The sequence below is a fragment of the Pseudomonas sp. LBUM1647 genome (assembly GCF_059716175.1).
In genome coordinates, this window is sequence record NZ_CP166809.1 from 2,836,264 (window position 1) to 2,853,168 (window position 16,905).

A 16,905-nucleotide genomic window follows, 5' to 3' on the forward strand; every position below is an offset into this window, starting at 1 on the left:
GACTTCAAGTGTTGCTGTATTGGTGTGCGGTTTTGTTTTTACTGTTTCGTAGGTAATACGGCGTCTGACCCATGAACTTATTATGGATAGAGCAGAAACTATGCCAACTGCTGGCGGTCACTTGTCGCTAACAATAAATTGAGTAAAAACAATTGTTTATATAGGAAACATGTTTTCTTGTGTTGCCCGTGAAACGTGGGCCTCGGGGGGTAACGAAACTGCACATTAACTGTGCGGCTTTACTTCACGCGTATAAAAAAAGGCCTACAAAAATGGCGCAATTGCTGTTCATTTAAGAAAGGTTTTTTTGGGGGGGGATGGGGTGCATATCCATTTCTGCGGTAGCGGCTTCTGGCGGTTTCGCTCTTACAGCGAGTCACTTTCGAAAAGCCTGCGCGGCCCGGCGGAAAGTAACCAAAGCGCTTCTGCCCCTTTCGTTCGGTGCCTCGCCTAGGCTCGGCATGCCCTCGCTCCGGTCCTGCTCCGTGGGCCCGCCGCCATCGGCCATCCATGGCCGGGGGCGGCTAACCCGGCATCCATGCCGGGTTGCCCACTGCGCAGAACCGGAACGAAGCCTCTCGAGGGGGCGGTGCGTCAAGATCAAGAGCTGAAGGCGAGCTAACGCTCGGCCTGATGAGTGGTGAGAAGCAAAAGTTGTACGCCGATTCATTGTGGAAGCTGGCTTGCCTGCGATTGCGGCCTGGTAGCCGACCAATCTCTTGCGGGTGTACCCCATCCAAATGTGGGAGCGGGCTTGCTCGCGATGCTGTTGATCTTGCCGTTGCTTTGCTTTGCTTTGCTTTGCTTTGCTTTGGCTTCGGATCTGCCGCCCCTTTCCCAGAGGCCGAACGCAGGCGTTGCGCAGGGGGCACCGCGGCAAGGATGCCGCGGTAGCCGCCCCCGGCCAGGGATGGCCGATGGCGGCGGGCCCCCGGAGCAATGCCGGAGTGAGGGCATGCCGAGCCTAGGCGAGGCACCGAATGGCGGGGCAAAAGCCCTTGGTTACTTGGGGCTCTTCCAAGTGACTCGCTGTAAGAGCGAAACCGCCAGCAGCCACAACCAAAAAAACGGATATTCACCCAAGCAAAGCCCCCGGTCAGCCCCCTCCACCAATCTGTGGGGGCCGCCTGAAACTAAAGGTCGAGTACCAACCGCCGACTCTTGCAACCCGACACACACACCATCATGGAGTTATTCGCCGCACGCTCCGCTTTAGTCAACACGCCATCACGATGATCAACATCACCCTCCAGCACACGCGTCTCGCACGAACCGCAAACCCCTTCGCGACAGCTGTACTCAATATCGCAGCCAGCCTCGAGCAACACGTCAAGCAAACTCAAGCCCGGCTCGATCGACAGCGTCTTGCCGGTTTTTTTCAGTTCGACGCTGTAGCTGCTCTGCGCGCCTTCGGATGGCGGCAGTTCGGCCGCCGCGAATCGCTCGATATGCGCATGGGGGTAACCGAGGCCTTCGCAGGTGCTTTCGAAAGCATCGAGCATCGGCGTCGGACCGCAGCAATAGAAGTGCGTATCACTGGGCTGATCGGCCAGGTAGGCGCTCAGGTCTGGCGGCATGCCTTTTTCATCGTTGAAGTGATAGACGACTTTGGCACTCAAGCCGCTGAGTTCTTCAACCAGCGCGGCTTCCTGTCGCGAGCGGGCGCAGTAGATCAGCTCGGCGGATTTTCCCAACGCCAGCAGTTGGCGGAACATGCAGTAAATCGGTGTGATACCGATACCGCCGGCCACCAGCACACTGTGTCTGGCACTCAAATCGAGCTGGAAATTATTGCGCGGCGACGAGATCGGCAGTTGCATGCCGACCCGCAGTTGCGCGTGCACAAATTCCGAGCCGCCGCGGCTGTTGCGATCACGCAGGATGCCGATCACGTAACGGCCTCGATCGCTCGGCGAGTTAAGCAATGAATAACTGCGTACCAGCCCGTTGGGTAAATGCAGATCGATGTGCGAGCCGGCTTCAAACGGGGCGAACACCGTGTCGCCAAACGGCCGCAACTCGACGCTGATGATGCCTTCGGCTTCATAGCGCAGCGTGTGCACGCGAGCGGTGAGGGGGGAGGAATGGGACATCGGTCACCTCTTTTCGACAGTACGCAAATCGAGATCGAGACGCGCACTGGCCTCGATCTCCACCCGCAATTCGGGAAACACCAGTGCGCTGACTTCGACCAGCGTGGAGGTCGGGAAAACCGCCTGACCTTCGAAGAAGTCACGGCGCGCGCGGCCCACTTCATCCTTGTCGGCGATGTCGGTGACATACACCGTCAGCCGGTAAATGTTGCCGACATGCCCACCCGCCGCTTCAACCATCGCCCGGACTTTGTTCAGCACGACAAGTGTCTGGGCGTAGGCATCGAGCGGCGCGTCAGCCACAACAGCCAGGCGTGTAGCGGGATGGCCGGTCATGCCGGACATCACCACTTCATTGCCGATCAGCAAGGCATTCGACCAGGTGGCGCTGGCCGGCTCGATCAACGAGCCGGCCTGAACACGTTGCACGGCTGCGTTCATGGCAACTGCTTCGCGTCGATCAGCTCCAGTTGGGCCTTGGCCGCGTTTTTCAGGTAGCGACGCAGGCGCACCACACCGAGGTCATGCTGGTAGAGGTTTTCCCGCTGGTTGGCGTCCGGCTCCATGAATTCGAGCAGCACCCGATCCTGTTCCAGCACCGCCCAGTGCCGTGCTTCCAGGCGATTTTTGTAGAGGAAACGCCAGGTGTCGCGCTGCCAGCCGGTCAGTGGGCGGCAACGCCAGTGGAACACCGCCGACAAGGAGCGGCTGCTCGGTGTGTAGCTGCCGATGATGGTGAAGTTGCCGCCTGGGCCACCGGTTTTCGGATAGGGGATTTCCAGGCGCAGCCAGTGGCAGCCGTTATCCATGAACTCGGTCCAATCGAAATTCACCCCGCGCTGGCCTTCTTTCTCGAAGAAGAAACCGTTGTCGGTGTCGCGGGTGACGAACTTGGCGGTGGCTTCGCCTTCGCTCATGGAGTGCGACATCTTGTGCAGGTAGGTGCCGTGCATCGGGTCCATCACGTTGTCGATGACGTAGCGATAATCACCTTTCCACTCGGTGTAGCAGAGGAAGCTGCTCCATTCGGGGGAGGTCAGTTGCTCTGGCAGGACCAGCTCCGGCGGGGTGTCCACGTGCGGATCTGCGGCGTTGTACAGAAAGATGGCGCCAGCGGCTTCACGGGTGTGGAACATGCGGGTCGGGCGGCTGCCTTCGAGCTTGCAACCGGGGCTGCCGGGGACTTTGGTGACGGTGCCGTCGCAGCGCACTTCGACGCCGTGATAAGGGCATTGCAGACGGTCACCCAGCACCGGCCCCTGGGACAGCGGCGCGCCGCGATGAGGGCAGTGATCTTCCAGGGCGTGGACGCTGCCGTCATTGTCGCGCCACAGGGCGATCTTGTAGCCCAGACGGCGAATCGATAGCGGTTTTTCGCCCAATTGATCGGAGGGCAGGACCGGGAACCAAAGGTTTTTCAACCCGTTGGCCAAGAGGTTTTCAGCGGGATCGACGGTTGTATTCATGTTCATTTCTTATTGTCCTCCGGCGGGTCATTCGCCCAGCCGAGCCATCAGGGTTTTATAGGCGTCTGGTGTCCACTCTCCGGTGGTCAGCGGGCAGGGCGGCCCGGCCAGATTCAGGTGCGCGAGCAGGTCGGGCAACTCGGTCACCCCGTTGCCAAAGGCGCGTTCGATGGAGTCGCCGAGCAACTCTTCGAATTGAGTGTTGGGACGTTTGCGGGCCTGATGGGGCTCCAAGTAGGGTTCGGTATTGCTCATCTCATTGACCTCCGTTACGTACCCGTTCGCGGATCATTTCGCGCACGGGAATAAAGTCATACGTCGGGAAAACTTCGGTGCTGAACACGCCCCAGGCCGAGCGTTCGAGCTCGACGTTGAGGGTCGGCAGCAGGCTCGGCGGCAACCGCAGGGTGACGATCTGGCCCAGGCCCATGGCCACGGTCCAGGTCACCACCTCGACGCCTTGCGGGGGAAACCGTTCCCACCAGTCCTGCTGCTTCATGTGCCGCTGAATCTCTTCCAGGTTCTTTGATTGGTCGTGCTTGAGCAGCACGGTCACCAGCAAGGTCTCGCTCATGGCTACGGTCCTGCTCACGCCACGTTCGGCATCGGCACGGCCCAGGCGTCATAGCCATAAACCCAGTCGGCGTTGCCGCCGTCCTTGAGCCATTGGTTGCCACGCGAGCCGATCTGGATCTGGCTGGTGCGTTGCAGCCGCGCCTGCTGATAAGCCTGCAGGGCATCGGCGATCTGCACGGTGCTGGTCAGGTCTTGCAAATGGCGAGCGAGCACAACTGCGTCTTCGATCGCCTGGCCGGCGCCCTGAGCCATGAACGGCATCATCGGATGGCAGGCATCGCCCAGCAGGGTCATCGCGCCCTTGGACCAGAACGGCAGCGGATCGCGTTCGTACAGCGCGGTCTTGAGCACCTCGTTGCACGCATCGAGCAGGGCCCGAGCATCCGGGTGGAAGTTCTGATAGTGACTGCGCAACTCGTCGGCATCGCCGGCGCTGGTCCAGGACTCTTCATGCCAGCTGTCCTGAGCGGTGGTGGCGAAGATGAAAATGTCCCGACCCTGATTCAGCGGAAACGTCACGATCTGGCTTTGCGGGGTAGGCCCCCACCATTTGGTGAACGCCTGAATGTTCGGCACATGGGCCACGCTTTCGGCAGGCACGACGGCGCGGTAAGCGACCACTCCGGTAAAGCGCGGTTGCTCATCACCGAACAGCGCATTACGCACCACTGAATGGATGCCATCCGCACCGATCAACAGATCGGTGACGTGACGGCTGCCATCCTTGAAGCGCAACTCGATACCGTCGGCGGTTTGCACGACGTGCTCGGCGCGTTTGCCAAACTGCACCTGTTCTGGTGGAAAGACGTCCGCCAGTGCAGCCAGTAGATCGGCGCGGTGAATGGTCAGTTGCGGTGCACCGTATTTCTGTTCGGCGGCATCGGACATTTCCAGGCGCGAGGTTTCCTCGCCGCTGTCCCACAGACGGCTGATCCGATGCGTTGGACGAGCGGCCGGGATGCGCACGGCGGCGCCAACCCCTAGACCATCCAGAGCGCGCACGGCATTAGGCGTCAGGTTGATATCGGCACCGACCCGCAAAAAGGCTTTCGACTGTTCGAATACGGTGACGTTATGGCCAGCGCGATGCAGGGCGATAGCGGCGGTCAGGCCACCGATTCCGGCACCGGCAATCGCGATATTCAGTGAGGACATGAGTAACTCCTGCTCAGGGTTTCGGTTTGTCGGTGAGGAACTTGCCTTGCGGCGCTTCGACATGCTGCTGGCGTCGGGTATTGCCATCGATGCCGCCGGCAATCGCCCATTCAGCGAACATCGTCGGGCCCGGCTCGAAGTCCCGCGGCTGCCATTCGCCAGTCAGTTGGTCTTCGTCGGCGTAGTACTCGACCAGCGCGCCGGCCGGGTTCTTGAAGTACCAGAAGAACGCCGAAGACACAGGGTGCCGACCCGGACCGATTTCCGTTGCCCAGCCGCGGCGGGAAATGTGCATGCCGCCACCGAACACTTCGTGCACATCGCGCACGGTGAAGGCGACGTGGTTCAGGCCGGCGCGAGGGGCGGGCAGTTGCAGCATGAACAGGTCGTGGTGGCCGCCTTCTTCGGCGGTGCGCAGGAACGCCCCGCGATCCGGATAACGGTCAGAGGCCTGGAAACCGAAGCGCTCGTGGTAGAAGGCTTCGCAGGCGTTCACGTCCTTGACGAAAAACACCACATGGCCGACTTCGATCGGCGTGGCGCGGTCGTAGATCGGCGCGGCTTTGTTAATCCGGCCTTTGGTCTGCCAGGTGTTATGGCCGCTGCACTCGATCTCCAGTTCACGCTTGCGGGTCACTTGCAGGCGGATCGCCAGGCCGTTGGGGTCGGTGCAACCGATGCGCCCATCCGCTACGATGAAGCCCGGATCGTTGGCGATTCGTTCGCTATAAAGCTTCAAGTCAGCGTCGCTTTCGACGCCCCAGACCACTTCGCGCACGGTCGACCCGGCTTCGATGGCGGGCGGCAACCCCGCCTTGTTGATGTCGGCGAGCACCACGCGGCAACCGTTGAGGGTTTCGAAGATCACTTCGTCAGGCTGCTCGCTGATTTTCGTCAGGCCCCAGTCGCTGAAAAAACGCACGCTGGTGTCGAGGTCCTCGACGCCGTAGGTGACTTCATCAATGCCTAAAACGCTCATAACCCAACCTCTCGTTGCACACCGGCCCAGGCCAGTGGCTGTTCATTCATGCCCCAATAAAGGCTTTTCTGTTCCATGTACTGCAGGATGCCGAGGCGACCTTTTTCACGGCCCAGACCGCTGTCGCGCCAGCCGCCGAACGGTGTGGAAATCGAGAACTGTTTGTAGGTGTTGATCCACACCGTACCGGCCTGAATTTTTCGGCCCAGCGCCCAGGCGCGTTTGTAGTCGCGCGTCCAGATGCCGGCGGCGAGGGCGTACAGGCTGTCGTTGGCCTGCTCGAGCAATTGCGCTTCGTCATCGAAGGGCATCGCCACCAGAACCGGTCCGAAGATCTCTTCCTGACAGACCTGTTGGCTGTTGTTCAAGCCTTCGAGGATGGTCGGCGGGTAGTAATAACCCTGGTCGTACACGCCGCCGCTCGGACGCTTGCCGCCCAGCAGCAAACGCCCACCTTCGGCCAGTCCTAAAGCAACATAACGCTCCACGGATTCGCGGTGTCCGGCGCTGATCAACGGGCCCATCTGGGTACGTTCATCGGCCGGATCACCGACGCGCAGTTCGGCCGCAGCGGCCACCAGGCGAGACATGAACGGCTCATACAACGCGCGGGCGACGAACAACCGCGAGCCGGCAATGCAGGCTTCGCCCGAAGAACTGAAGATGCCGTACAACACACCCGCCACCGCGTGGTCGAGGTCCGCGTCGTCAAGAACGATGGTCGGCGATTTGCCGCCCAGTTCCAGCGACACCGGCATCATTTTGTCAGCGGCGATGTGGGCAATGTGTTTGCCGGTTTTGGTGCCGCCGGTGAACGATACGCGCTTGACCAGCGGGTGACGCGTCAGCGCATCACCGAGCAGCGAACCCTTGCCTGGCAGCACACTGAGCAGGCCTTTAGGCAAACCGGCGTCCTCGCAGATGCGTGCCAGTTGCAAAGCCATCAACGGGGTGATTTCTGCCGGTTTGATCACCACCGCGTTGCCGGCGGCCAGCGCCGGAGCAACCTTCTGCGCTTCGCTGGCAATCGGCGAGTTCCACGGGGTGATCGCGGCGATCACGCCCATTGGCTCGTACACACTCATGCTGACGAAATCACCACGGGACGGTGTGATGGTTTCTTCGAGGGTTTCACAGGCCGCAGCGAAGAACTGGAAAGTCCCGGCGGCGCTGGCCACCAGGGCACGGGTTTCGTTGATCGGTTTGCCGTTGTCCTGGCGCTGCAATTGCGCCAGTTCTTCGCTGCGCTCACGGATCAGCTCGGCGATGCGGTACAGCACGCTGGCCCGTTCGTGAGGTTTGCGCTGCGCCCAGCCGCTGTGCAAAAACGCCTGATGGGCGCCTTGCACGGCGTCTTCAACGTCGTCGACACTGGCGGCATTCAGCCAGGCGACGGCTTCGCCCGTGGCGGGGTAGCACGTGGCATAACGCTCGCCGCGACCGAGACGCCAGTCGCCGGCAATGCAGATCGGTAAAGTCTGTTCGAGAGTCATCGACTGTCCCCTAAATCGAAATCGCATGGGCGTGGTTGCCCAAGGCGCGGACAACGCTGTAAACGGTCAGCGCCGAGGTCTTCGGGTTGGCCAGCAGCGGCTTGCCACGCAAGCTCAGTTCGAAACCGCCGAAGGCACCGCGGGCTTCGAAGTGATGAACGTTCTCCTCACTCAGCGGGTCGGCGATCAGCGTCACGTGGGTGCGGTCCAGGCCAAGACCGGCCAGCGACAAGGTCGCCGCAACGTTGGCGTTTTTTGGATAGAGCCGTGCCGCTTCCCGGGCGCTGCCCTGAAAAATCACCGTGGCTTCGGTAATGCTGTCCAGATCACAGGCCTGTTCAGCGGGGGTGTTTTTCCAGGCTTTAGCCGGTTTGCGGCCGGTGTAATTGACCGAATCCAGCCCACCGACCTTGGCGGCGGACAAGGCGTCGATGCCGCCGATGGCGCCGGGCAGCAACTCGATGCGGGTCTGACCGCGTTCGGCCGCTGCTTCCAGGCGTTCAACCAGGCCGACTTCGGACAGCGCGCCGACCGAGACGATCAGGCAGGCGATGCCACGTTCCAGCGCGGGCAACACATGTTCTTCGATGGCGCGGTGGCCGGCGCACTCGACCAACAGGTCGGGACGGGCATCGGCCGGCAACGCGGTCAGCACCTGCGGCGGTTGCTTGAAACTAGCCAGCCGCTGGCGGACCAGTTCTTCAGACCCGGCCGAAGCGATGACGTAATCAACGCACAGCTGCGGATCCTTCTCCAACAGTTCGAGCACGCCGACGCCAATGGCGCCGCAGCCGATCATGGTGATATGCAACATGACGAAGTCCTCAGGCCGTGGCTTTTTGCGCTTTGGTTTCGCTGTTGGGCGGACCGGCGAACTGGGTGGCGAAGCTGCCGACGGCGAGCATGTCGACTTCCAGCAGGAACGGGCCGGGTTGAGCCAGCGCGCCGTCGACCACACGACCGAAATCCTTCAGGTCGGTGACCAGGCCGTGGCGCAGGTTCAGGGATTCCGCCAGCTTGGAATAATCCGGCGTGTGCAGGTCGACGTAGCAGTGACGGCTGCCGTAGACCGCGTCCTGAATGTTACGGATCACGCCGTAACGCTGGTCGTTCATGAGCAGAATCACCACGTTGGCCTTCTCTTGCACCAGCGTCGCCAGCTCGCCGAGGTTGAGGATGAAACCGCCGTCACCGGCCAGGGCGAAGACCTTGCGCTCAGGGTCGGTTTCCGCTGCGGCCACGGCGGCGCCGATGCCCATCGACAGGCCCTGGCCAATGCCGCCGCCGAGGGCATGCACGCCGGCGCGCGGGTGGAACAGGGTCAGCAGGCGGTTGCCCCAGATGCTGTTGGACAGCGTGACGTCGCGCACCCAGGAGAAATTGCGGCCGGTGATGGCTTGCAGCTGTTCGACCATGGCCGAGTACGGGCCGAGGTCGGCGATCAATTGGGTGCGGGATTTTTCGCGGACATCCTTGAGTTCGGCGAGGAACGTCGGGTCGATCTGCAGGCGACCTTCCAGACGATCCGCCAGGCCTTCAAGGGCCAGCGCCGAGTCGCCACAGATGAACAGCTCGCTGTTATAGCTGCGACCTTCGATGGCCGGATTGGCGTCGATACGCAAGGTGTTGCGTGGCAATTTCAACGCGTACTTGAAGGTTTCGTTGCTGCGCAGACGGGAACCGGCGATCAGCAAGGCATCGCAGCTTTGCAGGAACTGCTCGACCAATTTGTTTTGCGAGAACGCGCCGAGGCAGCGTTCGTCATCTTCGTTGACCACGCCGCGACCCTGGGTCGAGGTGATCACGCCGACGCCCATGTCCAGCAGGCGTTTGACTTGCGGCCCGGCATGCCGCGCGCCGCCGCCGAGCCACAACAGTGGACGGGTGGTCGTGGCCAGACGCTCGGCCACCAGGTCCAGCGCTTCGGGTGCGGGTACGGCCACTGGAATCGGCAGCGGTGAAAGGTCGGTCGGCATCGTGATAAACGTCGACTGGATGTCGATCGGGATTTCCACGCTGACCGGCCCGGTGGGGGCGGTCAGGGCGGTTTGCACGGCCAGTTTCAGGGTGCTGATCGCGGTTTCAACGCTGCGCACACGGAACGCAGCCTTCGACACCGCCTTGAGCATGGTCAGTTGGTCACGGGCTTCGTGGATGTAGGCGAATTCCTGGTCCAGGTACGGCGTCTCGATCTGCCCGGTGATGTGCAGCAGCGGTGTGCCGGCGGTCAACGCTTCGACCAGGGCGCCAGCGGCGTTGCCGGCTGCGGTGCCGGTGGACGTCAGGCAGACACCGAGGCCGCCGGTGGTGCGGGCATAAGCGTCGGCCATGTTGGTGGCGCCGGCTTCACCGCGAGCCATGACGAAGCGGATGTTTCCGCGAACGGCGAAGGCATCGAGGATCGGCATGTTGTGGATCGAGATCACGCCGAACGCGGCCTTGACGTCGCACTGCTCGAGGAACGCGGTGATGGCAGCGCCAACGGTGACAGTATTTTCATTACGCATGGCGGGACAGGCCTCCAGAAACATCGATATGGCTGCCTGTGGTGTAAGCCGACAGAGGCGAGGCCAGAAACAGGATCGCGCGGGCCGCTTCAATCGGCAGGCCCAGGCGCCCTAAGGGAATGTGTTTTTGTTGAGCAAGCCGGGCGGTCCATTGGGTCCAGTCCAGGTCCCGCTCGTCGCGGGCCTCGAAACGTCGGCGCCATTGCCCGGACTCAACCAAGCCAATGAGGATGCCGTTGACCCTAATGCCCTGACCGGCAAATTCGGTGGCCATCGAGCGCACCAGGTTCATGACCCCGGCGCGAGCGGCCGAGGTGGCGACCATGTGCGGTTCCGGCTGACTGGCCAGCAGCGAGTTGACGCAGACGATGGCCGCGTTCGGCTGGCGTTGCAGCTGTACCATGAAGGCGTGGACCGGGTTGATCACCGAGAAGAATTTCAGGTTCAACTCTTCGGTCCAGGCGCTGTCGGTGGTGTCGGCGAAGGTCGAGACCCTACCTTGCCCGGCGTTGTTGATCAGCACGCTGGCCGGGCCCAATGCAGCCAGACTAGCCGCGGCAAACGCCTTGACCGAGTCCGCATCGAGTACGTTGCAAACATGCGCGAGCAGCCGTGCTTCGGGGAAGCGTTGACGCAACTCGGCTTCGGCGCTGCGCAAGCGGTTTTCGTCCCGGCCGCAAAAGGCCACGGCCGCGCCGGCTTCGAGCAACAACTCGACGCAGGCCAGGCCAATGCCCGAAGAGCCTCCGGTGACAATCGCGGTGCTGTCTTGCAGTTGATAAAGGCTCATTTCAATCCCTCATCAATGCAGTGACGCGGTTCTGACCGTCATGGGCAGCAGCGCTGTTGTAGTTGAGCAGCCGCGACAGTTCGTCGGCGCTACGGCGCACTTGCAGCAGCAACTCGTTGAAGTTGACGTGAGCGATCTGTGCGGTCGGGATCGTGACGCCCAGCGCGGCGACGATCCTGCTCGTCTCATCGCGCACCGGGGCGGCGACGGTCGAGATCGTTGACTCGAAAAAACCTTCGCTGCTGACGAAACCGCGCTGCCGGTCAGCCTGAACCAGGTCGAACAGTTCCATCACGGTTTTCGGCGTGCACGGCGAGAACTGCTCCAGGTGTTCTTCCGGGTACAGCTCACGCAACTCGGCCAGCGACAGGTCTTCGAGCAGAATGCGACCCAGGACAGTGGCGTGGGCGGGCAGGCGAGTGCCGACGTTGACCGCGCTGGAGAACACTGACGGCGGCGAGACCTTGGCCACGTAAACGATCGAACGACCATCGCGCACCACCAGGTTGCTCGGGTAGTTGAGGCGGTCGCACAAACGAGCCAGCAGCGGCTGACCCAGTTCGGTCAGTTCCAGTGAAGCCAGGTATTCAAAGCCCAGGCGCAGCACCGACATGCCCAAGCGGTATTCATTGCCGCTGCGGGTGACGAAACCCATGGTTTCCAGGGTCGTCAGCAGACGGAATATGGTCGAGCGTGGCAGCGCCAGACGCCGGGCCAGTTCCGGCGCGGTCAGCGTGCGATTGCGCCGGCTGAATTCGCAGAGCAGCAGCAGGCCGCGCTCCAGGCCCGGCACGATGTATTTGTCCTGAGCGTCCTTCAGCAGATCTGAATCGTTCATAGAGATGCACCTGTCAGGGATTCTTTAATGGCAAAGGCCAGACGGCCCGCCACGACATAAGGTTGTTCAATAGGGCTGGCATGCCCGGCATCGGCAATCAGGTTGAACGTGGCGCCCAACGCCTTGGCCAGGGTCAGGCAGCTTTCGGGCGCCGTGATGCCGTCGGCTTCGCCGCAATGCACTTCGCAAGGCATCGACAGCGGTGGGTGCCGCAGCAGGTCATCGCTGCACAGCAGTTCAATGGCCTGGCGATAGCCATCGGGATTGAGCCGCGCCATGTTCCACCGCACCCAGGCCAGTGCTTTCGGGCTGGCGGCGGGTGAAAGCATGTAGGGACTGCGTTGCTCGGCCATCTGCTCAATGCTCAGTTGTTCCAGGGCACGCAGGCGTTTGTTGCGCACTTCCTGACGTTGCAAGGCACGTGATGGATGGCCATAGCCTTGGGCAGGGCTGATCAAGACCAGCCGGCTGATCCGTTGCTGCTGCACGCCGCTGGCGAACGCGGTGGCGGTAATCGCGCCCAGGGAGTGACCCACCAGCACACAGCGCTGGATGCCCAGTGCGTCGAGCATCTGCAGCAGCCGTTCGGCGTAGTCCGAAGCGTCGGGGGCCAGCGATCTCAGCGGCGAGGAATCACCGTAGCCGGGAGCGTCCCAGGCAATCACCCGGGAGCTCTGGCCAAGCTCTTGCGCCACCTCTAACCACGACGCCGAGCCCGAGCCGATCCCGTGCAACAACACAATGGCCGGCCCGGCCCCGCATTCGCGAAAGGCCTGGCGAGCGCCTGCGATCTCCAGCGTGCGCACTGGAAAGTTCAGGGCCAGTTGTGCCTGGAGGTCAGCCGTGAGCGGCGGGACGAGATTATCGATGGCGTACGACATGGGTTTATCCGCGCTTGATCGAGGCCAGAGGGTGTTCTGGCGGGTAGGTCGGGGTCAGCGGTTTTTTCGCGCCGAGCATCACGCACATCAGCGCGTCTTCATCGCCGATGTTGATTTCTTCGCGGTACACGCCGGGCGGCACGGAAATCACGTCGCGGTCGGTGAGGATGGTTTCGAAACGCTCACCGTCCTTCTCGATCACCACTTTGAGTTTGCCGCGCAGCACAAAGAACACTTCTTCAACGTCGGTGTGCAGGTGTGGCGGGCCTTCGTGACCGGCCGGAATCACCATGGTGGAGAACGTGAAGTTCTCCGACGGGATGGTGTTCATGTCGGTGCTCACACCCGTGCCGCCGGTGCCGATGTAGCGCATTTGCGCACGACGGAATTTCGGGTCGTAGTCGGCCTGGAACTTCAGCGCGTTCCAGTCGTACTTGCGCGTGTCGTAGCGGGCGATGCGGGTTTTCATCCAGCTTTCGAGATCGCTGCCGGCTGGCTGTTCCCAGCTTTTCGTGGACGTTTGTTGTGCGGATAGATCGGTCATGGCTGTCTCCTGATCAAGGCATGACGAACCCGCCGTTGACCGGCAAGGTTTGTCCAGTGATGAAACGGGCGAGGTCGGACAGCGCGAACAGCACGGCGCCGCTGACGTCTTCGGGAAGTTGCGGGCGTTGAATGGCCCGGTGGTCGTTGTACAAACGGTGACGTGCTTCGGGCACGTAGGCGGTCGCTTCGACCAGCACCAGGCCGGGCGCGATGGCGTTGACCGTGATGTTGTCGGTGCCCAGTTCGCGGGCCAGGCTGCGGGTCATCGCGATGATTGCGCCCTTGCTGGCGACATAGGCCAGCAGGTTGGGCGCACCCCACAGCGGCGTGTCCGACGCCAGGTTGACGATGGCGCCACGACCACTGGCGCGCAGGGCCGGCAGACACGCCTTGGTCATCAACCAGGTGCCGCGCACGTTGACCTGCATGACCTGATCCCAAGTCTCGAGGCTCAGCTCTTCGCAGGTCTTGCCGCCGGAATTGGTGATTGACGCGTTGTTCACCAGGCCGTCGAGCCCGCCGAGCAAGCGGGTGGCTTCAGCCACGCAGGCATCGATCGAATCGGGTTGCGCCAGATCAACCGTCACGCCATGCACGGTCAGGCCTTCGGCGACGAGTTCAGTGGCCGATTGCTGGACGCGTTCGGCAAGAATGTCAGCGATCACCACGTGGGCACCGGCGCGGCCGATGGCCTGGGCAAAGGCATAACCCAATCCGCGGGCGCCCCCGGTGACCAGCACGCGGCGGCCTTCGAGCAAACGATTGAGGGCCGTCATCATTGCGTACTCAGCATGGCTTTGGGCATGTAATGCAGAACGCGTTTCTCGGCCCAGACCACCGCGCCATAGGAGAGCACACCGATCAGCGTGAGCATGACAATGGCGACGAATACGCCCGCGGTGTTGCCCTGACCTTCGGCATCGACCAGCAGGAAGCCCAGGCCCTGGTTACCGCCGACCAGCTCACCGACAGTGACGCCGATCACGGCCAGGGTCGAGGCGATGCGCAAGCCCGAGAACAGCGCAGCCATGGCCGAGGGGAACTCCACCAGGCGGAAGATCTGCCAGCGGCTGGCGTTCATGGTCCGGACCAGGTTGATCATGTCCGGGTCAACGGTGCGGATGGCCGACAGCACGTTGATCATCACCGGGAAGAACACAATCAGGATGGCGATCAGGATCTTCGGGTAGATGGTGTAGCCCAGCCACATCACGAACAGCGGGGCAAAGGCAACTTTGGGGGCGATTTGCAGGGCCAGAATGTAAGGCGACAGCATGGCTTCGGCAGCGGGTGAGAGGCCGAGCGAAACACCGATAGCCACACCGAGCAGAGCACCCAGGCCGAAGCCGACGATGATCTCGAATGCGGTGATCAAGGTGTGTTGCAGCAGGCCGCCGGTTTGCCACATCACCACACTTTCCTGGGCCACGCGGCTCAGGTGCGGCATGACGAATTCAGGCATGCCGAGCAATCCCGGGCCCCATTGCCAGAGCACCAGGAACAGGATCAGCAGGGCAACGCTGCCGAGCATGGAGTTATTGAGGTTTTTCATCGTGTCGTTACCTTGTTGTCACTCGCCGTTATTGCGCAGCTGTTTGGGTGTCGATGAACTGGTTGGTGTACAGGTCGTCGAGCTTCGGTTCCTGGGTGACGATGCCTTCGCTGACATAGAACTTGCGCACTGCTTCCAGCCGCGCCGGATCGATGCGGCCCAGTACGGTTTGATTGGCGTAGACGTGTTCGACGTAGAGCTTGAAGACCTTCTCCAGCGAATCTTCCTTGCCGGCGTAGGCGGGCACGGCTTTGGCGAAGGTGACCGCGGCGGCGCGCGGGTCCTGGATGATGTCGTGCATACCTTGCAGGGTGGCCTGGACCACGCCGCGAACAATCTCCGGGTGCGTCTTGATGGCGTCGTCCGAAGCGAGGATCGCCTGAGCCATGCTCTCGAAAATTTGCGATTGCGGGATCAGTTTGATCTTCACACCGGCTTCTTCGGCGTTGACCACCCAGTCCGGTACGCCCGCCATCGCCTGGGCTTTGTCAGCCGAGAACAACTGCCAGACGCCCGACGGGCCGGCCGCCTGGATACTCACGTCAGTCTTGCTCAGGCCTGCTTTGCGAAGGGAGGCGAGCAAGGCGTAGTAGGTGGTGTCCGAGTAGGACATCACCGTCATGGTTTTGCCCTTGAGGTCCGTGATCGAGTTGATATTTTCGGCGGCGTTGGTGGCAATCATGGTCACACCGCCGGCGCCCAGCACGGCGACGGAGCGCACCGGAATACCGTTGGCCCGCACCACAATCGGGGTATCACCCAGGGCACCGCCGAGCATGGCGTTACCGGCACCGATCTGTTTCGCCACGTCCACACCGCCCTTGGCCGCGATGAAGGTCATGTTCAGGTTCTGGGCGGCGTAGTAACCCTTTTCCTGGGCGATGATCCACGGGGCGAACGCCGGCGAGTTCGGCGGCGCCGGCAACAAGTAGGTCACGTCGGTTGGCTGCGCCTGTGCAGCGAAGGCCATACCCAGACCGAGCGCAATGCCGGTGGCCTGGCTGAAGCGTTGAAACAGAGACTTGAACATGCGTACTCCTGAATCGGTTGATGGCCGCAAGGGCGTTGATCAATGCAGTTCGGTGTCTTCGCCGACTTTCAGCAACTCCATCAGGCGACCGGCCAGCGGACCGATCTCCGGCAGCTTGCGGCGCTCCAGCGGGTTGTCGCGAAACGGCAGGTCGACGTTGATTTCTTCGATGATGGTGCCCGGGCGGGCACTCATGACCAGCAGCCGGTCGGACATGGCGATGGCTTCGATCAGGTCATGGGTAATGAACAGGGCGGTTTTCTTTTCGTCGAACAGCATCCGCGCCATGTCTTGCTGCAGGATCATCTTGGTCTGCGCATCCAGGGCCGAGAACGGCTCGTCGAGGAACAGCACTTGCGGGTCGATGGCCAAGGTCCGAGCCAGGGCCGCACGCTGACGCATGCCGCCCGACAGCTGGAACGGGTAGTGGTCGGCAAAGCCTTGCAGGTGGCAACGATCGAGCAGATCTTTGGCCAAGGCCTGACGCTTGGCGGCCGGTACACCTTGAATTTCCAGACCCAGTTCGACATTGCGACGAATGCTGCGCCATGGCATCAGCAGGTCTTTTTGCAACATGAAAGCGACCTGGCGAACCGGCCCTGTGACCGCTTCACCGCCGACGAACACTTCTCCTTCGGAAGGTCGATACAGGCCGGAGCCCATGTTGAGGATGGTGCTTTTGCCGCAACCGGAAGGGCCGATGATCGACACCACTTCACCGCGGCGAATCTTGAAATTGACGTCGCGAATGGCAAACGGCGCTTCGGATTTTCCTTTGGCCGGGAAATATTTGCCGACATTGCGAAATTCAATTTCGATGGGCTCCAGATCTTCCTTGGGAGCGGGTTTATTCCATTGAGGGGCGATGGCGTACATCTCGTTCACAGCCATTGGGAAGGGTCTCTGGTCTGTTTTATAGGTGATACGGTGTTTAGTGCATGAACAATGCCAGCCGAATGCCAGGTTGAGTTTTTGTTTAAAAAACCTTGTTTATTAATG

The 16,905-nt window shown here is 61.6% G+C and carries 18 protein-coding genes; all 18 read right to left on the bottom strand.

The window, feature by feature from the left end:
• Positions 1-1,133: 1,133 nt before the first annotated feature.
• Genes ACA059_RS12890 through ACA059_RS12975 form a run of 18 tightly spaced genes read right to left on the bottom strand, consistent with a single transcriptional unit; the run spans position 1,134 to position 16,782 of the window.
• The gene (locus ACA059_RS12890) at positions 1,134-2,093 is read right to left on the bottom strand and encodes a PDR/VanB family oxidoreductase (protein ID WP_497634111.1); all 960 of its coding nucleotides are present in this window, start codon (positions 2,091-2,093) and stop codon (positions 1,134-1,136) included.
• 3 nt (positions 2,094-2,096) lie between these two features.
• Positions 2,097-2,534 (bottom strand): Rid family hydrolase, encoded by a 438-nt coding sequence (locus ACA059_RS12895; RefSeq protein ID WP_497634112.1) that lies wholly within the window; start codon positions 2,532-2,534, stop codon positions 2,097-2,099.
• Positions 2,531-3,565, bottom strand: coding sequence for a Rieske 2Fe-2S domain-containing protein (locus ACA059_RS12900; protein ID WP_123368845.1), 1,035 nt, complete (start codon positions 3,563-3,565; stop codon positions 2,531-2,533). Before ACA059_RS12900 ends, ACA059_RS12895 begins: the two co-directional genes overlap by 4 nt.
• 21 nt (positions 3,566-3,586) lie before the next feature.
• The gene (locus ACA059_RS12905; RefSeq protein ID WP_140681286.1) at positions 3,587-3,814 is read right to left on the bottom strand and encodes a recombinase-like helix-turn-helix domain-containing protein; all 228 of its coding nucleotides are present in this window, start codon (positions 3,812-3,814) and stop codon (positions 3,587-3,589) included.
• Between the two features lies 1 nt (position 3,815).
• The gene (locus ACA059_RS12910; RefSeq protein ID WP_497634115.1) at positions 3,816-4,133 is read right to left on the bottom strand and encodes a hypothetical protein; all 318 of its coding nucleotides are present in this window, start codon (positions 4,131-4,133) and stop codon (positions 3,816-3,818) included.
• A gap of 14 nt (positions 4,134-4,147) precedes the next feature.
• The gene (locus ACA059_RS12915; protein WP_497634116.1) at positions 4,148-5,290 is read right to left on the bottom strand and encodes an FAD-dependent monooxygenase; all 1,143 of its coding nucleotides are present in this window, start codon (positions 5,288-5,290) and stop codon (positions 4,148-4,150) included.
• A gap of 13 nt (positions 5,291-5,303) precedes the next feature.
• Positions 5,304-6,269, bottom strand: a complete 966-nt coding sequence (locus ACA059_RS12920; RefSeq protein WP_497634118.1) for a VOC family protein — start codon at positions 6,267-6,269, stop codon at positions 5,304-5,306.
• On the bottom strand, positions 6,266-7,762 hold the full coding sequence (locus tag ACA059_RS12925; RefSeq protein WP_497634119.1) for an aldehyde dehydrogenase: 1,497 nt from the start codon (positions 7,760-7,762) through the stop codon (positions 6,266-6,268). The genes ACA059_RS12920 and ACA059_RS12925 overlap by 4 nt, the downstream gene beginning before the upstream one ends.
• Positions 7,763-7,772: 10 nt before the next feature.
• Entirely contained in the window at positions 7,773-8,576 is an 804-nt protein-coding gene (locus ACA059_RS12930; protein ID WP_123368849.1) for an aspartate dehydrogenase, read from the bottom strand.
• A 10-nt stretch (positions 8,577-8,586) separates the two neighbouring features.
• Complete coding sequence (locus ACA059_RS12935) at positions 8,587-10,269, bottom strand: thiamine pyrophosphate-binding protein (RefSeq protein WP_497634121.1); 1,683 nt, start codon at positions 10,267-10,269, stop codon at positions 8,587-8,589.
• Complete coding sequence (locus ACA059_RS12940; protein ID WP_497634123.1) at positions 10,262-11,059, bottom strand: SDR family oxidoreductase; 798 nt, start codon at positions 11,057-11,059, stop codon at positions 10,262-10,264. Before ACA059_RS12940 ends, ACA059_RS12935 begins: the two co-directional genes overlap by 8 nt.
• Before the next feature lies 1 nt (position 11,060).
• Positions 11,061-11,897: an IclR family transcriptional regulator gene (locus ACA059_RS12945; RefSeq protein WP_080932644.1), complete on the bottom strand. Its 837-nt coding sequence runs from the start codon at positions 11,895-11,897 to the stop codon at positions 11,061-11,063.
• On the bottom strand, positions 11,894-12,778 hold the full coding sequence (locus ACA059_RS12950; protein ID WP_497634125.1) for an alpha/beta fold hydrolase: 885 nt from the start codon (positions 12,776-12,778) through the stop codon (positions 11,894-11,896). The genes ACA059_RS12945 and ACA059_RS12950 overlap by 4 nt, the downstream gene beginning before the upstream one ends.
• Before the next feature lie 4 nt (positions 12,779-12,782).
• Positions 12,783-13,322 carry a cupin domain-containing protein gene (locus ACA059_RS12955; RefSeq protein ID WP_497634126.1) on the bottom strand — a complete coding sequence of 180 codons (540 nt, stop codon included), beginning with the start codon at positions 13,320-13,322 and terminating at the stop codon, positions 12,783-12,785.
• Positions 13,323-13,335: 13 nt separating this feature from the next.
• Positions 13,336-14,103, bottom strand: coding sequence for an SDR family oxidoreductase (locus ACA059_RS12960; protein WP_497634127.1), 768 nt, complete (start codon positions 14,101-14,103; stop codon positions 13,336-13,338).
• The gene (locus tag ACA059_RS12965; protein WP_027923579.1) at positions 14,100-14,876 is read right to left on the bottom strand and encodes an ABC transporter permease; all 777 of its coding nucleotides are present in this window, start codon (positions 14,874-14,876) and stop codon (positions 14,100-14,102) included. The genes ACA059_RS12960 and ACA059_RS12965 overlap by 4 nt, the downstream gene beginning before the upstream one ends.
• A 28-nt stretch (positions 14,877-14,904) precedes the next feature.
• Positions 14,905-15,906, bottom strand: a complete 1,002-nt coding sequence (locus tag ACA059_RS12970; RefSeq protein WP_497634128.1) for an ABC transporter substrate-binding protein — start codon at positions 15,904-15,906, stop codon at positions 14,905-14,907.
• Positions 15,907-15,945: 39 nt separating this feature from the next.
• The gene (locus ACA059_RS12975; protein ID WP_497634671.1) at positions 15,946-16,782 is read right to left on the bottom strand and encodes an ABC transporter ATP-binding protein; all 837 of its coding nucleotides are present in this window, start codon (positions 16,780-16,782) and stop codon (positions 15,946-15,948) included.
• Between the last annotated feature and the right edge of the window lie 123 nt (positions 16,783-16,905).

Bases quoted from the DNA above. Each gene is read 5' to 3' on its own strand.
- ACA059_RS12890 (WP_497634111.1), bottom strand. From the start codon at position 2,093: ATGTCCCATTCCTCCCCCCTCACCGCTCGCGTGCACACGCTGCGCTAT.
- ACA059_RS12895 (WP_497634112.1), bottom strand. From the start codon at position 2,534: ATGAACGCAGCCGTGCAACGTGTTCAGGCCGGCTCGTTGATCGAGCCG.
- ACA059_RS12900 (WP_123368845.1), bottom strand. From the start codon at position 3,565: ATGAACATGAATACAACCGTCGATCCCGCTGAAAACCTCTTGGCCAAC.
- ACA059_RS12905 (WP_140681286.1), bottom strand. From the start codon at position 3,814: ATGAGCAATACCGAACCCTACTTGGAGCCCCATCAGGCCCGCAAACGT.
- ACA059_RS12910 (WP_497634115.1), bottom strand. From the start codon at position 4,133: ATGAGCGAGACCTTGCTGGTGACCGTGCTGCTCAAGCACGACCAATCA.
- ACA059_RS12915 (WP_497634116.1), bottom strand. From the start codon at position 5,290: ATGTCCTCACTGAATATCGCGATTGCCGGTGCCGGAATCGGTGGCCTG.
- ACA059_RS12920 (WP_497634118.1), bottom strand. From the start codon at position 6,269: ATGAGCGTTTTAGGCATTGATGAAGTCACCTACGGCGTCGAGGACCTC.
- ACA059_RS12925 (WP_497634119.1), bottom strand. From the start codon at position 7,762: ATGACTCTCGAACAGACTTTACCGATCTGCATTGCCGGCGACTGGCGT.
- ACA059_RS12930 (WP_123368849.1), bottom strand. From the start codon at position 8,576: ATGTTGCATATCACCATGATCGGCTGCGGCGCCATTGGCGTCGGCGTG.
- ACA059_RS12935 (WP_497634121.1), bottom strand. From the start codon at position 10,269: ATGCGTAATGAAAATACTGTCACCGTTGGCGCTGCCATCACCGCGTTC.
- ACA059_RS12940 (WP_497634123.1), bottom strand. From the start codon at position 11,059: ATGAGCCTTTATCAACTGCAAGACAGCACCGCGATTGTCACCGGAGGC.
- ACA059_RS12945 (WP_080932644.1), bottom strand. From the start codon at position 11,897: ATGAACGATTCAGATCTGCTGAAGGACGCTCAGGACAAATACATCGTG.
- ACA059_RS12950 (WP_497634125.1), bottom strand. From the start codon at position 12,778: ATGTCGTACGCCATCGATAATCTCGTCCCGCCGCTCACGGCTGACCTC.
- ACA059_RS12955 (WP_497634126.1), bottom strand. From the start codon at position 13,322: ATGACCGATCTATCCGCACAACAAACGTCCACGAAAAGCTGGGAACAG.
- ACA059_RS12960 (WP_497634127.1), bottom strand. From the start codon at position 14,103: ATGATGACGGCCCTCAATCGTTTGCTCGAAGGCCGCCGCGTGCTGGTC.
- ACA059_RS12965 (WP_027923579.1), bottom strand. From the start codon at position 14,876: ATGAAAAACCTCAATAACTCCATGCTCGGCAGCGTTGCCCTGCTGATC.
- ACA059_RS12970 (WP_497634128.1), bottom strand. From the start codon at position 15,906: ATGTTCAAGTCTCTGTTTCAACGCTTCAGCCAGGCCACCGGCATTGCG.
- ACA059_RS12975 (WP_497634671.1), bottom strand. From the start codon at position 16,782: ATGTACGCCATCGCCCCTCAATGGAATAAACCCGCTCCCAAGGAAGAT.